We start from the raw sequence: 16,614 nt of genomic DNA on the forward strand, positions 1-16,614 counted from the left end.
CCCAGGGCGACCCGGATCCTACTGCGCACGCAGGCCCAGCTCGGCCACGAACTTCTTTTCCTCGGCGACCTGGCGCACGGCAAACGCTGTGTAGGCTTCGCTGTCCATCAGCATGTGGGGCTGGTCGGCGTTGTCCAGCGCGCGGTTGTATTCCGGGTCGCGCGACGCGCGATGAAACGCCGTCTGCAGCGTTTTCACGACAGCGGGATCCATGCCCCTGGGGCCGGCGATGCCTACCGGGTTGGAGGCGACGATGTCGTAGCCCAGCTCGACCAGCGTGGGCGCCCGCGGCACGCGGCGGGCCCGCTCGCGGGCGATCACCGCCAGCAGCCGCGCCTTGCCGGTGTCTATCATCGGCCCCCAGCCCGCGTCGGCCACCATCTGGATGTGCCCGCCCAGCAGCGCGGTGGTTTCCTCGGCCGCGCCCTTGAACGGGATGAAGTTGAAGCGCGCGCCCGTCAGGCGCGACAGGCGCTCGATGGCGATGCGCCCGGACCCGCCCGCTCCGGTTCCGCCGTAGCTGATCGCATCGGGACGCGCGCGGGCGTCGGCGATCAGGTCGGCCAGCGAGTTCCAGGGAGCGTCCTGGCGCACCACGATGCCATACGAATAGGCGGTCATGCAGGCGATATAGGTGAAGTCGCGCAGCGGATCGTAGTTGACCGGCTGCAGAAAAGGGTAGCGGAACAGCGTGCCCACCACCACCGAAACCGTATAGCCGTCGGGCGCGGCGGAATGCGCCATGGCGGCCGGGCCCAGTGTCCCGCCCGCGCCGGGACGGTTGGCGACGACGACGGGCTGTCCCAGTTCGCGCGCGGCCGCGACCGACAGCGCGCGCATCTGCGTATCGGTTGCGCGCCGGCGGGAAAAGGCACGATGAGCGTCACCGGTCGCTCGGGAAAGCCGGCGGCGCGCGACGCCTGCGGCAGGGCGAGGGCGGCGGGCAGGCCCAGGCCGAGTTTGAGCAGCGAGCGGCGTCTGGGCGACGGCGGGCGATGGAAGGGTTGCGTCATGGGTGTCTCCGTCCTTGTCTTGGTGGGAATTGACGCGCGGCGCCTGCATGTCCCTACAGGGCGATGCCGCGCGCGGCCAGGCTGGCGATTTCGGCGGGCGGATAGCCCGCCTCGCGCAGAACCTGTTCGGTATGCTCACCCGGCTCGGGGGCCTGGCGGCGGATGGCGAATTCGAATCCCGACATCTTGACGGGGCAGGCGATATGAAGGACCGCGCCGTGGCGGGGATGCTCGGTGCGGCGCAGCATCCCGCGCGCCACCACCTGCGGCTGCGCCAGGCTCTCGGCCAGGGTCAGCACCGGAGAGACGCAGCAGTCCGTTCCCTCGAAAAGGGATGCCCAGTGGGCCAGCGGACGGGAACCGATGATGGCGGCCAGTGCGGCCCGCAGTGCCGGCTGGCGTGCGGGATCGCGATGGCCGGCCAGCAGGTCGGGGCGCTCCAGCCGGCGGCACAGCGCCTCCCAGAATTTGGGCTCCAGCGCGGCCACGGCCAGCCAGCGGCCATCGCGGGTGCGGTACTGGCCATAGCACGCCAGCCCGCCCGACAGCGCGTCGGTGCCCGGGGGGCGGGTGCCGCCGCTGGCGTTCAGCGTGGCCAGCGACACCACGTTGCCGGCCAGCAAGCCGTCGGCGATGGCGATGTCCACATGGCGACCGATTCCGGTGCGCCGGGCATCGAACAGGGCGGCGAGCACGCCCATGACGGCGGTCAGCGATCCGCCCAGCACGTCGGCCACCGGCAGATTCGACAGCGCGGGCTCGCCCGATGCGCCGGCCATCTGCTCCGCCACGCCCGTGCACGAGGCGTAATTGAGGTCGTGCCCGGCTTCTCCGCTGCGCGGGCCGTCCTGGCCGTAGCCGCTGATGCTGCAATACACCAGGCGCGGATTCTCCGCCGCGAGCGTGGCGTAGTCGGCGCCCAGGCGGGCGGCCACGCCCGGGCGGAAGCTTTCGATCAGCACGTCCGCGCCGCGCGCCAGCGCAGCCAGCGCCTTCCTGCCGTCCGGCTGCTTCAGGTCCAGCCGCACGCCGCGTTTGTTGCGGTTGCAGGCGGCGCGCAGGGCCGGGGGCGCGTAGTCGCCGGCCTGCGTGTCTTCGATCTTGACGACGTCGGCGCCCAGGTCCGCGAGATACTGCGCGGCCAGCGGGCCGGGCAGCAGCCTGGAAAGATCCAGGATCCGCACGCCGGCGAGCGGCGCGGTGTTCGGCGTATCCAAAGAGGGGCTCCCGCAAATACGAAGGGGGCCGCACAGGGCGGGTTCGAGCCAGTCTAGATGCGGGGCCGCGGCCGACCAATGGCGAAATCGTTGATTCGGCTTGGCGGGAATGCTCACCGCCGCCGTTTCGCCCGGCGCGGGCATTGGCTACCATGGCCGCCAACGGGTCGCGGGAGATCGTGATGACGCACCACACCATTGCAATCGGCCACCTGGCGCAGATCCTGCACGGCGCGCGCAGCCGGGGCGTGGACGTGAACCACGTGCTGGAACGGGCGGAGGTGTCGCCGGCCCTGCTGCAGTCGCCCATGGCGCGGGTGTCGCAGGCGCAGTTCGCGCGCATCCTGCGCCGGTTGCGCCTGGCCACCCGCGACGACTTCATGGGCCTGGGCACGCGCCCCGTTCCCCTGGGCGCGTTCGCGCTGGCCTGCGGCGTCGCGCAACGCGAGCCTTGCATCGGACGCGCCCTGCGCGCGGCCTTCCGCCTCTATCACGGCCTGCTGCCCGATTTCACGGCCCGGCTCTGCGTCTCGGACGGGCTGGCGCGCATCGTTCTGGACACGCGCGCCGCGCCCGGCCCGGCGCGCTGGTACGGCGAGCGCACCTTTCTTTTCTTCACGCTGGGAGTGGCGAACTGGCTGGCCGCGCGCCGCATTCCCATCCTGGGCGTGGACTACCGCAACGGCGAGCGCAGCGCCGACGCGCATCGCCTCTTCTACGCGCCGGTGCGCTACGGCCAGCCCGAAACCGGGCTCAGGCTGCAGGCGCGCTGGCTGGACCTGCCCGTGGTGCAGGACGCGCGGAGCCTGCGCGAGTTTCTCGCCAATGCGCCGTTCGACCTGTTGGTGAAGTTCCAGGACCGCACCACGCTCACCGAGCGCATCCGGCGCTTGCTGCGCAACGACCTTTCGGGCGAGCTGCCTTCGCTTGCGCGCATCAGCGCGCAGCTAGCCATGACGCCGCAGACGCTGCGCCGCCGCCTGCGCGAGGAAGGGCAGGGCTTCCAGGCGCTGAAAGACGATCTGCGCCGCGATGCGGCCATCGAGTACCTGGGCCGTCCGGAACTGTCGCTGGTGGACATCGCCGAGCGCCTCGGCTTCTCGGAGTGCAGCACCTTCAACCGGGCCTTCAAGAAATGGACCGGCGTGGCGCCCGGCGAATACCGCCGCAGCCGCATGCGCAATCCGCAGCCGGATGCGCATGACACTTTCCGCCAATGCGTTTGACGCCTGCGGCCATTGCCCGCCGGGCCGCGCGGCGCGAAGCTGTGCCCACCGGCCGCGGCCGCCCGCAACGGGCGCCGGCGCCGAGGCGGTTTCACACCACAGGAGAGGCAAACATGAATCGGAACGTACTCGTGGCCGGCGTCGGCATGATTCCGTTCAGCAAGCCCGGGGCAAGCGAGCCCTATCCGGCCATGGGCGCGCGCGCGGCCCGCGCGGCGCTGGACGACGCCGGCGTGCCGTACGGCGATGTGCAGCAGGCCTATGCGGCCTACGTGTACGGCGACTCGACTTGCGGGCAGGCGGCGGTGTACGGCCTGGGCCTGACCGGCATTCCGGTCTTCAACGTCAACAACAATTGCGCCAGCGGCTCCTCGGCGCTTTTCCTGGCGCGCCAGGCCGTTCAGAGCGGGGCCGTCGATTGCGCGCTGGCGCTGGGCTTCGAGCAGATGTCGCCCGGGGCCCTGAAAAGCATGTACGAAGACCGGCCGTCGCCGCTGGCGGGCTTCATCGAATCGATGCGCGCCATCCAGGGCTACGATGCCGACAGGCCGCGCGCGGCGCAGTTCTTCGGCGGTGCGGGACGCGACTACATGAAGCAGCACGGCATCCGGCCCGACACGTTCGCGCGCATTTCGGTCAAGGCCCGGCAGCATGCGGCGCGCAATCCGTATGCGGTGTTCCGCCAGACCGTGACGCTGGAGGAAGTGCTGGCTTCGCCCATGATCTTCGAGCCGCTGACCCGCCTGCAATGCTGCCCGCCGACCTGCGGCGCGGCGGCCGCGTTGCTGTGCTCCGAGGATTTCGCGCGCCGGCGCGGCATCGCGCCCGCGGTGCGCATCGCCGCGCAATCCATGACCACCGACACCGCGCCGGCGTTCGAGTCGGCAGACATGCGCAAGCTCGTGGGGTACGACATGACCCGCGCCGCGGCCGACCAGGTATTCGAGGCATCGGGGGTGGACCCGGCCGACATCGATGTGGTGGAGCTGCACGACTGCTTCACCGCCAACGAGCTGCTCACATATGAGGGACTGCGCCTCACGCCGGAAGGCACGGCGGAGAAATTCATTCTCGAAGGCGGCAACACCTATGGCGGCCAGGTGGTGACCAACCCCTCCGGCGGGCTGCTTTCCAAGGGGCATCCGCTGGGCGCGACCGGCCTGGCCCAGTGCGCCGAGCTGGTGTGGCAATTGCGCGGCCAGGCCGACCTGCGCCAGGTGGAAGGCGCCAGGCTGGCGCTGCAGCACAACCTCGGGCTGGGCGGCGCGTGCGTGGTCACGCTGTACCAGGCCGCCTGAAGCAAGACCGCGCCGGCGCGGCCGGGGCGGGCCATGAACGGAACAAAGGAGACAGAAGCCATGGGTACGCTGGATGGAAAAGTGGCGCTGGTGTCGGGATCGGGACGGGGCATCGGGCGGGAGATCGCGCTGAAGCTGGCCGGGGAAGGCGCGCGCGTGGTGGTCAACGACCTCGATGACGGGCCGGCCGAGGAAACCGCCGCGCTGATCCGCGGCGCGGGAGGACAGGCCTGCGTATGCGCGGGCAGCGTGATCGAGGCGGATTTCGCGCAGCGGTACGTGGATACCGCCATCGAGGCATACGGCGGCCTGGACATCATCGTGAACAACGCCGGCTACACCTGGGACAACGTGATCCAGAAAATGAGCGACGAACAATGGGACGCCATGCTCGCCGTGCACCTGACCGCGCCCTTCCGCATTCTGCGGGCGGCCTCGGGGTTCATCCGCGAGGCGGCCAAGACCGAGGCGGCGCAGGGCAGGGAGGTATTCCGCAAGGTGGTGAACATCTCGTCCACCTCGGGCGTCATGGGCAATGCGGGCCAGGCCAACTACGCGGCCGCCAAGGCGGGCGTTAACGGCCTGACCCGCGCCCTGGCGAAGGAATGGGGGCGCTACAAGGTCAACGTGAACAGCGTGGCCTTCGGCCTGATCCGCACCCGCCTCACCGAGTCGGCCGCGGACGACGATGCCTCGCTCGACATTGCCGGGCGGCGGATCAAGGTGGGGGTGAATCCGGAGGTGCTGAAGAACGCCGAACGCCTCGTTCCCATCGGCCGCGCCGGCACGCCGGCCGAGGCGGCGGGCGCGGTCTATCTATTCTGCCTGCCCGAATCGAACTACGTCAGCGGCCAGGTCCTGGTCGTGGGCGGCGGCCGGCCTTGATCGCGGGAGGACCCATGGACACGCCGAGCCCCGCCTGGATGGACGCCGACCTGCGGCTTTTCCAGGATTCCATCCGCCGCCTTTTCGAGAAGGAGTTCGCACCGCACGAGGAAAAGTGGCGCAAGCAGCAGCACGCCGACCGCGATGTCTGGCGGCGCGCAGGCAGCCTGGGCCTGCTGTGCGTCAGCATCCCCGAAGCCTATGGCGGCGGCGGAGGCAACTTCGCGCACGAGGCCATCGTGGCCTCCGAGCAGGCGCGCGCCATGGTGCACGGATTCAGCAACAACGTGCACAGCGCGATCCTGGCGCACTACATCCTGAACTACGGCACCCAGGACCAGAAGCGGCGCTGGCTGCCCCGCATGGCGACGGGCGAGCTGGTGGGCGCCATCGCCATGAGCGAGCCGGGCGCGGGGTCCGACCTCAAGAGCGTGCGCACCACCGCCATGCGCGACGGCGGCGACTATGTGCTTAACGGCTCCAAGACCTTCATCACCAACGGCCTGCACGCGGACCTGATCTGCGTGGTCGCCAAGACCGATCCTTCGGCCGGGGCGCGCGGCGTGTCGCTGCTGATGGTCGAGACGCGCGATCTGCCGGGCTTTCGCCGCGGCCGCCTGCTGGAGAAGCTGGGCCAGAAGAGCCAGGACACCGCCGAGCTGTTCTTCGACGGCGCAAGAGTGCCCGCCGGCAACCTGCTGGGCGGCGAAGAAGGGCGCGGCTTCGGCCAGCTGATGCAGCAATTGCCGCGCGAGCGCCTGCTGATCGCCGTGGGCGCCGCGGCGACCATGCGGCGCGCCATCGACGAAACCGTGGCCTACGCGGCAGCCGGGAAGTGTTCGGCCAGCCGCTCATGGCGCTGCAGAACACGCGGTTCAAGCTGGCGGAATGCGAAACCGTGGCCACTGTCGCCGCGCGCTTCGTCGACGACTGCATCGCCCGCCAGCTGGCGGGCACGCTGGACCTGCCTACCGCGGCCATGGCGAAGTGGTGGGTTACCCAGATGAACTGCCAGGTCATCGACGAGTGCCTGCAATTGCACGGCGGCTACGGCTACATGCTGGAGTACCCCATCGCGCGCATGTACGCCGACGCGCGCGTGGGCAAGATCTATGGCGGATCGAACGAGATCATGAAAGAGATCATCGCGCGCGGCATGGCGGCCTGAGCCGCCGCGCGCGTTGCGCCCCGGACACGGAGGAGACATGCGGCAATCGCACTACGCGTTCTGGCCCAAGGGGTTGCCCCGGGAAATCCCGGCGCCCCGGACGACCCTGTATTTCAACCTGGAGGTTTCGGCGGCGCGCTATCCCGACAAGGCCGCCATCGTGTTCTACGACGCCGAGGTGAGCTACGCCCGGCTCAAGCGCGAGGCGGACGCGCTCGCGGGGTATCTGCAGCGGTGCGCCGGCGTGGGGCGCGGCGACCGCGTGCTGCTCTTCAGCCAGAACTGCCCGCAGTTCGTCATTGCCTTCTACGCCATCCTGCGCGCCGACGCGGTGGCGGTTCCGGTCAATGCCATGAGCACGCCCGACGAACTGGCGCACTACCTGGAAGACAGCGGCGCGCGCGTGGCCTTCGCCAGCCAGGAGCTGTGCCCGCGGCTCGCCGGATTCGCCGCGGACGGGCGGCTGGAGCGCGTGATCGTCCACACCTATTCGGATTATCTGGACGGCGCACGCACGGATCACGAGCCGCCGGACTGGATCCGCGCGCCTCGCCAGGACACCGGACTGCCCGATGCCGTGCCCTGGTACGGCGCGCTCGCCGTGGGCGCGCAGCCGGAGCCCGCCCGCGCCCAGGCGGACGATCTCTGCCTGCTGCCCTACACCTCCGGCACCACCGGCCGGCCCAAGGGCTGCCGCCACACGCACGCCACGCTGGGCGCGGCGCTGGCCGGGTCGCAGTTGTGGCGTGGCCTGCACGCCGAATCCGTCATCCTGGGCGTGGCGCCCATGTTCCATATGCTGGGCATGCAGAACTGCATGAACCTGCCCATTCTGTTGGGTGCGACCGTGGTGGTGCTGCCGCGCTGGGACCGTGAGGCGGCAGCCAGGCTGATGGCCGAGCGGCGCGTCAGCGTCTGGTCGGCCGCGCCCGCCATGGTGGTGGACTTCTTCGCGCAGCCCGGCATCGGCGGCTTCGATCTGTCCAGCCTGGCGCTGCTGTGCGGCGGCGGCGCGCCGATGCCGCAAGCCGTGCATGCCATGCTGGCCGACCGCTACGGCATCGTCTTCAACGAGGCATACGGCCTGACCGAAACCGCGGCATTCCTGCACTGCAATCCGCTGGCGCGCGGCAAGCGCCAGTGCATCGGCGTGCCCACCTTCGGCGTGGACACCCGCGTGATCGACCCCGGCACACTGCAGGAGCTGCCGGACGGCGAAGTCGGCGAACTGGTCACGCGCGGCAGCCAGGTCATGCTGGGCTACTGGCGGCAGCCGCAAGCCGACCAGGAGGCGTTCGTCAGCCTGGAGGGCCGGCGCTATTTCCGCACCGGCGACCTGGGGCGGGTGGACGAAGACGGGTACTTCTTCGTGACCGACCGCCTCAAGCGCATGATCAACGCCTCGGGCTACAAGGTCTGGCCCGCCGAAGTCGAAAACGCGCTGTACGAGCATCCCGCCGTGCACGAGGCTTGCGTGATCGGCGTGCCGGACTCCTGCCGCGGCGAGACGGTCAAGGCGCTGCTCGTGCTGCGGCCGCAGGCCGGCGAGCAGACCAGCGAAGCGGCCGTCATCGCCTGGGCGCGGCAACGCATGGCCGCCTATAAGGTTCCGCGCATCGTCGAGTTCGTCGAGTCGCTGCCCAAATCGAATACGGGCAAGATCCTGTGGCGTCAACTGCAGGAGGAGGCGGGCCGCAGCCCGTGACGAGCCGCGCGGCGGACTGCCGGTCTGTGCGCCTGGCTCCAGGCGCATTCGAGCGCCCGCGATGCGGGCGCATTTTTTTTATGCCCGCCGGCGGGATACGCTGTTACGCAAATCGTGTTGACACTAAAGTTTCAGGAAAATATATTGATGAAATCAAAGTTTCATAAAACCGCGTCCATGACATCGACTTTGCAGGAACGCATCCTGGCCTTGCAGGACTCCTTCACGGAAAGCGAGCAGCGGCTGGCGCGCGCCACGCTGGAGTGCCTGGGCAATATCGCCGCCTACTCGGGCGCCGAGCTGGCGCAGAAGGCGGGCGTGTCCAAGGCGACCGCCGGGCGGTTTTTCCGGCGGTTGGGCTATGAGAACTTCAACGAGGTGCGCGCGCAGGCCCGGGACGAGGCCGGCCGCGGCTCGCCGCTGTACGAGCTGGCCGGGGTGCGCCCGCCGGATGCTTCCGGCGATGCGCTCGCGGCGCATCTGGCCAACGACCTGCGCAATCTGGCCCAGACCTTCGAGCGGCTGGACAGCGCCGACGTGGACCTGGCGGTGTCGTTGCTGGCCGGCGCGCGGCGCGTGTGGATCGCAGGCTTTCGCAACGGCCGGGTGCTGGCGCAATATGCCTGGGCCCTGCTGACGCAATTGCGCGACGGCGTCTCGCTCGCGCCGGGAGCCGGGCTGAACCTGGCCGAAGACATGGCCGACCTGGCCAAGGGCGACGTGCTTCTCGTCATGGATTTCCGCCGCCGCGTCACCTTGCTCAAACCCATCGTGGAGCACGCCAACCGCGTGGGCGCCAAGGTGGTGGTCATGACGGATCCCACCGCCACCGAGCTGCCCGCGCGCGCCGACGTGGCGCTGCGCTGCGTGAACACCGGCTCGGCGGTTTTCGATTCCTATGTGGCGGCCCTGAGCCTGCTCAACCATATCTGCTCGGCGCTGGCTCGCGCGCTGGGCGGCGCGGCGCGCCAGCGCCTGGCCAATATCGAGCGGCTGCATGATCTGTACGGCGATCTGCAGCGTTGAAACCATCGCAACCAGGAGATTGAAGTGGCAGAGATCCTTCCCCGCGTCCGGCTAGGCTGGACTTCCAATCCGGCGTTCGACGCCGCCCAGCCCTACGGCCCCGCCCAGCAGGCGGTGCTGGGCGCGCGGCCTACGCGCTCGCGCAGGCGGAGATCGCGCGCTGGCCGGGCTACGCCCCGACGCCGCTTTACGCCCTGGACGGCCTGGCGCGGGCGGCGGGCGTGGCCGGCATGCTGTACAAGCAGGAGGCGGGCCGCTTCGGCCTGGGCAGCTTCAAGGCGCTGGGCGGCGCGTATGCGGTGAGCCGGCTGCTGCTGCGCGAACTGGGATCCCGGCTTGGCCGCGACGACCTGACCGTGGACGATCTGCTCTCCGGCGAGCATCGCGAACACACGCAGGCCATTACCGTCACTTGCGCCACCGACGGCAACCACGGGCGCTCGGTGGCCTGGGGCGCGCAACGCTTCGGATGCCGTTGCGTCATCTACGTGCACGCCACGGTGAGCGAAGGACGCAAGCAGGCCATCGAAAGCTATGGCGCTCAGGTGGTGCGCACGGCGGGCAATTACGACGACTCGGTGCGCGAAGCCGCGGCCGATGCCGCGCGCCTGGGCCGCTTCGTGGTCTCCGACACTTCCTACCCGGGCTACATGGACGTGCCGAAGGACGTGATGCAGGGCTACGCCGTCATGGCCGACGAGGCTTTGAGCCAGATCCGGGCCGGCGGCGGGCCTCTGCCCACGCACGTTTTCCTGCAAGGCGGCGTGGGCGGCCTGGCGGCGGCCGTATGCGCCCATTTCTGGGAAACGCTGGGGCCGCAGCGGCCGCGCTTCATCGTGGTCGAGCCCGACCGCGCGGCATGCCTTTTCGAAAGCGCCAAGGCGGGCAGGCCCGTGGCGGTGCAAGGCGACCTGGATACTGTCATGGCCGGGCTGGCCTGCGGCGAGGTGTCGCTGCTGGCGTGGGAAATCCTGCGGCCGGGGGCCCAGGCGTTTCTTACCGTGGACGACGAGGCCGCGCTGGACACGGTGCGCCTGCTGGCGTCCGGACGCTACGGCGACACGCCGCTGGTGGCGGGCGAATCCGCGGTGGCGGGCCTGACGGGCTGCCTGGCGGCGCTGGCCGACGACGCGGCGCGGCAGGCGCTGGGCCTGGACGGCTCCAGCCGCGTCCTGTTCTTCGGCAGCGAAGGCGCCACCGATCCCGGGCTTTACCGCCGCATCGTGGGCAGGCAACCCGAAGAAATCGGAGCGCCGGCATGACGGCCGGCGCGCAGCCGCGCATCGACCTGCCCCGTCTGCTGGACCGCATCGCCCGGCTGGGGCAGGTGGGCGCGATCGAAGGCGGGGGCGTCAGCCGCCTCGCGCTGTCCGAGGAAGACAGGCTGGGGCGCGACCTGGTGTGCGGATGGATGCGGGAACTCGGCCTGGCGGTCAGCGTGGACCGGATCGGCAATGTGGTGGGCGTGCGCGCGGGCCGCGAAGCGGGCCCGCCGGTGATGACGGGCTCTCACATCGACACGGTCCGCACCGGCGGCCGCTATGACGGCAACCTGGGCGTGCTGGCGGGACTGGAGGTGATGGCCGCCCTGGACGATGCGGGCATCGTCACCCGCCGGCCGCTGGCCGTGGCCTTCTTCACCAACGAGGAAGGCGCGCGTTTCGCGCCCGACATGATGGGCAGCCTGGTGTTCCAGGGCGGCCTGGCGCTGGAGGACGCGCTGGCCACGGTGGGCGTGGACGGCACCACCGTCGGCGAGAACCTGCGCCGCATCGGCTACGACGGACCGGCGCCCGTGGGCGGAAACCGCGTGCATGCCTTTGTCGAACTGCACGTGGAGCAGGGCCCCGTGCTGGAGCACGAGGGCGACACCATCGGCGCCGTCACGGGCGTGCAGGGCATCCACTGGATCGAGTTCACGGTCGAAGGCGTGTCCAACCATGCCGGCACCACGCCCATGGCGCTGCGCCGCGATGCGGGCCTGGTGGCGGCGCGCATTGCGTGTTTCGCGCGGGATCTCGCCCGCCGCTCGGGCGGCGCGCAGCTCGCCACCGTGGGGCAGGTGAATCTGTTTCCGAATCTCGTCAATGTCATTCCCAGCCGCGCGGTGTTCACGCTGGACCTGCGCAATACCGACGGCGCGGCGCTGCGGGCCGCGATCGAGGCGTGCCTGGCCTATGCGCGGCAGGCGGCGCGGGAAGAGGGCGTGCGCGTGAGCCATCGCGTGCTGGCCGACTTCGAGCCGGTGGAGTTCGACGAGGCGGTGGTGGCGCGGGTGGAGGCCATTGCGCGGCGGCGCGGGCTGCGCGTGCGCCGCATGCCCAGCGGCGCGGGACACGACGCCCAGATGCTGGCGCGCATGTGCCCCACGGGCATGGTGTTCGTGCCCAGCGTGGGCGGGCTGTCGCACAACGTCAAGGAATACACGCACGACAGGGACATCGAGGCGGGCGCCGGCGTGCTGCTCGATCTGATGCTCGAACTTTCGGAACAATAGACTGGAGACTGGAATCATGTCACGTTTCATCAATGTGGCCGCGGCGCAATTGGGGCCCGTGCAGCGCAGCGACACGCGCCGCCAGGTCGTGCAGCGCCTCGTCGAGCATCTGCGCCAGGCCCATGCCATGGGCTGCCGGCTTGTCGTGTTTCCCGAGCTGGCGCTCACCACCTTCTTTCCGCGCTGGTACATGGAAGATCCGGCCGAGCTGGACGCCTTCTACGAAAGCGAAATGCCCGGGGCGGAAACGCGGCCGCTCTTCGAGACGGCCGCCAGGCTGGGCGTGGGCTTCTACCTGGGCTATGCGGAACTGGCTTTCGAACGGGGCGCGAAGCACCGCTACAACACCTCCATCCTGGTGGACCAGCAGGGCCGCATCGTGGGCAAGTACCGGAAGGTGCATCTGCCCGGCCATGCCGGGCACGAGCCATGGCGGGCCTTCCAGCACCTCGAAAAGCATTACTTCGAGCCGGGCGAATCGTTCGACGTGTGGCGCGCGTTCGGCGGCGTGATGGGCATGGCGTTGTGCAACGACCGGCGCTGGTCCGAGACCTATCGCGTGATGGGCCTGCAAGGCGTGGAAATGATCCTGCTGGGCTACAACACGCCGGTGCACAATCCGCCGGCTCCCGAGCACGACGATCTGTCCATGTTCCACAACCACCTCGTCATGCAGGCGGGCGCCTACCAGAACGGCACCTGGGTGGTGGGCGTGGCCAAGGCGGGCAAGGAAGAGGGCTGCGAAATGATAGGCGGAAGCTGCATCATCGCGCCGTCGGGCGAAATCGTCGCCGCGTGCTCCACGAAAGGCGACGAACTCGCGGTGGCGCGTTGCGACCTGGATCTCTGCCTCTCGTATAAGCGCACCACGTTCAACTTCGAGCGGCACCGCAGGCCGGAAGCCTATGGGCTGATCACGCAACGCAGAGGCGCCGTCGAACCCGCGCCGCAGGCGGCGGTCCCCGCCTAGCCTGCGGCGCGCCATCGCGGCGGGCCTGTCCGGCCGGCCGCATTCCATTCCGGCGTTTTCCTTTTCATAACAACAGTATGCGGGCGCCGCCGGCGCCTGCAGGGAAGCGCTCGGTCCAATCCAGACCCCCAAGGTGAAAAAAATGAGCCATTCAGTCGAAAGCATCGCGGCCTCTCCCATGGCCGCGGACACGGATCCGCGGGCGGCGCGCGACGACGCCCTGTATCGCAAGGTGGCGTGGCGGCTGCTGCCCTTCCTGATGATCTGCTATATCGCCGCATTCCTGGACCGCGTAAATGTCGGGTTCGCCAAGCTCCAGATGCTGGACGACCTGAAATTCAGCGAAACGGTGTACGGCCTGGGCGCGGGCATTTTCTTTATCGGCTATTTTCTTTTCGAGGTGCCGAGCAATGTGCTCATGCACCGCATCGGCGCGCGCAAGACGCTGGCGCGCATCATGATTCTCTGGGGCCTGATCTCGGCGGCGATGGCGCTCACGCGCACGCCCACGCAGTTCTACATCCTGCGCTTTCTGCTGGGCGCGGCCGAGGCGGGCTTCTATCCCGGCATCATCCTCTACCTGACATACTGGTTTCCCTCGCACCGGCGCGGCCAGATCGTGGCCGTGTTCATGACCGCCGTGCCGTTCGCCGGCATCCTGGGCGGGCCGCTGTCGGGCTGGGTCATGGAGGCTTTCCACAGCCATCGCGGCCTGGCGGGCTGGCAATGGATGTTCATCATCGAGGCGGTGCCCTCCGTGCTGCTCGGGCTGGCCGTGTTCTGGTACCTGGACGATCGCATCGAAGACGCGCGCTGGCTGGATCCCGGCGACAAGCGGCGCCTGGCCGAGAACCTGGCGGGCGAAGCGTCGGCCAAGACCGAGCACGGCTCGCTGCTCACGCTCTTCAAGGACCGCCGCGTGCTGCACATGGCGCTCATCTGCTATTGCACCGTGTCCAGCCTGTCCGGGCTGGCCTTCTGGATTCCCTCGGTAATCCGCTCCACGGGCGTGTCGTCGCTGCTCGAGATCGGGCTGCTTACCGCCGTGCCCAATATTTGCGCCGTGGTGTCGATGGTGCTGGTCTGCCGCCATTCGGACGCCACGCGCGAGCGGCGCTGGCACATGATCGCGCCGTTCCTGGTCGGCGGCGCGGGCCTGGCGCTGAGTACGCTGTTCAGCCACAACCCGCCGCTGGCCGTGGCGATGCTGTCGGTGGCGGCGGCCGGCTGCATGGTGTGCTCCCCGCTGTTCTGGAGCCTGCCCACCGCGTTTCTCGAAGGACGCAGCGCGGCGGCGGGGATTGCGGGCATCAATGCGTTTGCCGGCCTGGCCGCCTTCATCAGCCCCTATGTCATCGGCTGGATCAAGGATCTCACCGGGTCTACCGACTGGGGCATGTACTTCCTGGCGAGTTTCACGGTGCTGGGGGCGGCGCTGGTCTACCGCGTGCCCAGGGAATTGGTCAATCGCTGACGACAACGCGGCCCCTTCCGGGGCCGCTTCAAACTACCGGGAGTTCCCATGACGATGGATGTAGTGGCCCTGACCCAGGCCATGGTGCGCACGCCCAGCCTGTCCGGCGAGGAGGGCGGCATGGCGCGGCTGGTTGCCCAGGCCATGCGCGAAGCGGGTTTCGACGAGGTGACGACGGACGCCAACGGTTCGGTGGTGGGCTATGCCGGGCCCGCGCAGGCAGACGTGGCCTTGCTGTTCGACGGTCATATGGACGTGGTGCCGGTCACCGGCCATTGGCGTTTCGACCCTTATGGCGGCGTGATCCACGGGGGCCGCCTGTACGGCAGGGGAAGCGCCGACATGAAAGGCGGTATCGCGGCGGCCATTTGCGGCGTGGCCGCGGCGGCGCGCCAGGGCTTGCGGCGCAGGATCGCCGTGTCGGCGAGCGTGCTGGAGGAAGTCATCGAAGGCCATGCGCTGGCCCGGGTGCTGGACGCCGTGCAGCCTGGGGCCGTCGTGATCTGCGAGCCGTCGGGCCTGCGGATCAAGGCGGGCCAGAAAGGCCGCATGGAGGTGCTGCTCACGCTGCACGGCAAGCCGGCCCATGCGGCGACGCCGCAAGTGGGGCGCAACCCCCTGCATGCGGCGGCGCGGGCCCTGCTCGCCCTCGAATCTCTGCCCCTGCCTTCCGACCCGGTGCTGGGGCCGGCCCTGCTGGTGCCGGTGGACGCGGTGTCGCAGCCGTATCCCTCGATATCGATGGTTCCGGGCGGCGTGACGCTGCGTTTCGACCGCCGCACCCTCGCGGGAGAAACCGAGCACGACGTGCTCGGCCCGATCAGGCTGTGCCTGGAGCGGGTGGGGGTGCGCGATTACACGCTGGAAATCAGCGCCGATCCGGTGCGCGCCTTTACAGGGGAGTCGGCGGCGCCGCCGCGCTGGCTGCCGGCATGGCGCTGTCCCGACGATGCGCCCGTGCTCGCGGCGCTGCGCGGGGCCGCGAGAGAGTGCGGCAGGGACGACGCGGTGGGCTGTTGGCCTTTTTGCACCAACGGCTCGGAGTCGGCGGGGCGGCGCGGCATTCCCACGGTGGGCCTGGGGCCGGGCAACGAGGAAGACGCGCACACCATAGACGAGTCCGTCGCGGTCGAGCAGCTCGTGGGCGCGCGCGATATCTACCTGGCGCTGGCCCGCCGGATGGGCGCTTGATCGCCTGGGGCGATTCCGAGGCGCTCGGCGAAGGTCCGGCCGGCATACGCGCGGCGTAACAGCTCGAATTCCCGCCTGCCGCGGCGCCAGTTCTTCCAGCAGAGGGTCCAGCGATTGCGCCGCGCCGATAGGGCTGCGCCCGGGCGGGCCGCGGTCCTCGGGGCTATCATCCCGTTTTTGGCCATATCCGCACCAGGAGTTTTCCGCATGACCGCGAACGCCGCGCCGCCCGCCACGCCCGCCCGGGTGGACGTCATTTCCATCCAGTCGCAGGTCGTCTACGGCTGCGTGGGCAACAATGCCGCGCTGCCGGTGCTGCGCGAGGCGGGCTACCGCGCCGTGGCCGTGCCCACGGTGGTGCTGAGCAATACGCCGCACTATCCCAGCCTGTACGGCGGCGCGGTGCCCGCCGAATGGTTCGAGGGCCTGCTCCAGGGGCTGTGGGACCGGGGTGTCGTCGCGCAGGCGCGCGCCATCGTTTGCGGCTACCTGGGCAATCCGGCGCAGGCGGACCTGCTGGCCCGGTGGCTGCCCCGCGTGCGGCAGGCCAGGCCCGGCCTGCCCGTGTTCATCGACCCGGTCCTGGGCGACAGCAACGACGGCCTGTACGTGGATGCGGGGCTGGTGGAGCAATACCGCAAGCTGCTCGTGCCGCTGGCCGACGGCATGACGCCCAACCATTTCGAACTGGAAACGCTGGCCGGCCGTCCGCTCGCCACGCTGGACGAGGTGATCGCCGCGGCGCGCGGACTCATCGCGCAGGGTCCGCGCTGGGTGGTGGCGACCAGCGCCGCGCCGCGGGCCTCGGCGCAAGGCGCGCTGCAGCTCGTGGTGGTGACGCGCGATGACGCCGTCGTGGTGTCGCATCCGGAAATCGCCATTCCGCCTTCGGTGCACGGCACGGGCGACGTGTTCATGGCGGCCATGGCGGCCGGCGTGCTGGA

The 16,614-nt window shown here is 69.7% G+C and carries 13 protein-coding genes and 1 pseudogene; 12 read left to right on the forward strand and 2 right to left on the reverse strand.

Features of this window, described 5'->3' with window-relative positions; genetic code table 11:
* Positions 1 to 18: 18 nt before the first annotated feature.
* Both AD428_RS03460 and AD428_RS03465 read right to left on the reverse strand, forming a co-directional pair.
* Positions 19 to 840, reverse strand: a complete 822-nt coding sequence (locus AD428_RS03460; RefSeq protein ID WP_235489014.1) for a tripartite tricarboxylate transporter substrate binding protein — start codon at positions 838 to 840, stop codon at positions 19 to 21.
* Positions 841 to 1,066: 226 nt separating this feature from the next.
* The gene (locus tag AD428_RS03465) at positions 1,067 to 2,230 is read right to left on the reverse strand and encodes a CaiB/BaiF CoA transferase family protein (protein WP_053244205.1); all 1,164 of its coding nucleotides are present in this window, start codon (positions 2,228 to 2,230) and stop codon (positions 1,067 to 1,069) included.
* 152 nt (positions 2,231 to 2,382) lie between these two features.
* On the opposite strand from AD428_RS03465, the gene AD428_RS03470 reads away from it, so the two are divergent.
* The 12 genes and pseudogenes from AD428_RS03470 to pdxY all read left to right on the forward strand — a co-directional run.
* Positions 2,383 to 3,456 carry an AraC family transcriptional regulator gene (locus AD428_RS03470; protein WP_053244206.1) on the forward strand — a complete coding sequence of 358 codons (1,074 nt, stop codon included), beginning with the start codon at positions 2,383 to 2,385 and terminating at the stop codon, positions 3,454 to 3,456.
* A gap of 113 nt (positions 3,457 to 3,569) precedes the next feature.
* Positions 3,570 to 4,754, forward strand: coding sequence for a lipid-transfer protein (locus tag AD428_RS03475; RefSeq protein WP_053244207.1), 1,185 nt, complete (start codon positions 3,570 to 3,572; stop codon positions 4,752 to 4,754).
* A 60-nt stretch (positions 4,755 to 4,814) separates the two neighbouring features.
* Positions 4,815 to 5,639: an SDR family NAD(P)-dependent oxidoreductase gene (locus AD428_RS03480; protein ID WP_152967975.1), complete on the forward strand. Its 825-nt coding sequence runs from the start codon at positions 4,815 to 4,817 to the stop codon at positions 5,637 to 5,639.
* 14 nt (positions 5,640 to 5,653) lie between these two features.
* Positions 5,654 to 6,807: pseudogene (locus AD428_RS03485) on the forward strand (acyl-CoA dehydrogenase family protein).
* Between the two features lie 37 nt (positions 6,808 to 6,844).
* Positions 6,845 to 8,512 carry a long-chain-fatty-acid--CoA ligase gene (locus AD428_RS03490; RefSeq protein ID WP_053244209.1) on the forward strand — a complete coding sequence of 556 codons (1,668 nt, stop codon included), beginning with the start codon at positions 6,845 to 6,847 and terminating at the stop codon, positions 8,510 to 8,512.
* A gap of 177 nt (positions 8,513 to 8,689) precedes the next feature.
* On the forward strand, positions 8,690 to 9,538 hold the full coding sequence (locus AD428_RS03495) for a MurR/RpiR family transcriptional regulator (protein WP_053244210.1): 849 nt from the start codon (positions 8,690 to 8,692) through the stop codon (positions 9,536 to 9,538).
* A gap of 56 nt (positions 9,539 to 9,594) precedes the next feature.
* Positions 9,595 to 10,800 carry a diaminopropionate ammonia-lyase gene (locus tag AD428_RS03500; protein WP_369798685.1) on the forward strand — a complete coding sequence of 402 codons (1,206 nt, stop codon included), beginning with the start codon at positions 9,595 to 9,597 and terminating at the stop codon, positions 10,798 to 10,800.
* Positions 10,797 to 12,035: a M20 family metallo-hydrolase gene (locus AD428_RS03505; protein ID WP_053244211.1), complete on the forward strand. Its 1,239-nt coding sequence runs from the start codon at positions 10,797 to 10,799 to the stop codon at positions 12,033 to 12,035. The genes AD428_RS03500 and AD428_RS03505 overlap by 4 nt, the downstream gene beginning before the upstream one ends.
* Positions 12,036 to 12,051: 16 nt before the next feature.
* Positions 12,052 to 13,005: an N-carbamoyl-D-amino-acid hydrolase gene (locus AD428_RS03510; protein ID WP_053244212.1), complete on the forward strand. Its 954-nt coding sequence runs from the start codon at positions 12,052 to 12,054 to the stop codon at positions 13,003 to 13,005.
* Between the two features lie 142 nt (positions 13,006 to 13,147).
* Positions 13,148 to 14,479, forward strand: coding sequence for an MFS transporter (locus tag AD428_RS03515; protein WP_053244213.1), 1,332 nt, complete (start codon positions 13,148 to 13,150; stop codon positions 14,477 to 14,479).
* 48 nt (positions 14,480 to 14,527) lie between these two features.
* The gene (locus AD428_RS03520; RefSeq protein ID WP_053244214.1) at positions 14,528 to 15,670 is read left to right on the forward strand and encodes a YgeY family selenium metabolism-linked hydrolase; all 1,143 of its coding nucleotides are present in this window, start codon (positions 14,528 to 14,530) and stop codon (positions 15,668 to 15,670) included.
* 207 nt (positions 15,671 to 15,877) lie between these two features.
* On the forward strand, positions 15,878 to 16,614 hold a 737-nt coding region (gene pdxY / locus AD428_RS03530; protein ID WP_053244216.1), incomplete at its 3' end, for a pyridoxal kinase.

It is taken from the genome of Achromobacter sp. DMS1, assembly GCF_001270295.1.

What these genes read in the sequence shown, in the direction of transcription:
- AD428_RS03460 (WP_235489014.1), bottom strand. Translation starts at nt 840, where the DNA reads ATGCGCGCGCTGTCGGTCGCGGCCGCGCGCGAACTGGGACAGCCCGTC.
- AD428_RS03470 (WP_053244206.1), top strand. Translation starts at nt 2,383, where the DNA reads ATGGCCGCCAACGGGTCGCGGGAGATCGTGATGACGCACCACACCATT.
- AD428_RS03475 (WP_053244207.1), top strand. Translation starts at nt 3,570, where the DNA reads ATGAATCGGAACGTACTCGTGGCCGGCGTCGGCATGATTCCGTTCAGC.
- AD428_RS03480 (WP_152967975.1), top strand. Translation starts at nt 4,815, where the DNA reads ATGGGTACGCTGGATGGAAAAGTGGCGCTGGTGTCGGGATCGGGACGG.
- AD428_RS03490 (WP_053244209.1), top strand. Translation starts at nt 6,845, where the DNA reads ATGCGGCAATCGCACTACGCGTTCTGGCCCAAGGGGTTGCCCCGGGAA.
- AD428_RS03495 (WP_053244210.1), top strand. Translation starts at nt 8,690, where the DNA reads ATGACATCGACTTTGCAGGAACGCATCCTGGCCTTGCAGGACTCCTTC.
- AD428_RS03505 (WP_053244211.1), top strand. Translation starts at nt 10,797, where the DNA reads ATGACGGCCGGCGCGCAGCCGCGCATCGACCTGCCCCGTCTGCTGGAC.
- AD428_RS03510 (WP_053244212.1), top strand. Translation starts at nt 12,052, where the DNA reads ATGTCACGTTTCATCAATGTGGCCGCGGCGCAATTGGGGCCCGTGCAG.
- AD428_RS03515 (WP_053244213.1), top strand. Translation starts at nt 13,148, where the DNA reads ATGAGCCATTCAGTCGAAAGCATCGCGGCCTCTCCCATGGCCGCGGAC.
- AD428_RS03520 (WP_053244214.1), top strand. Translation starts at nt 14,528, where the DNA reads ATGACGATGGATGTAGTGGCCCTGACCCAGGCCATGGTGCGCACGCCC.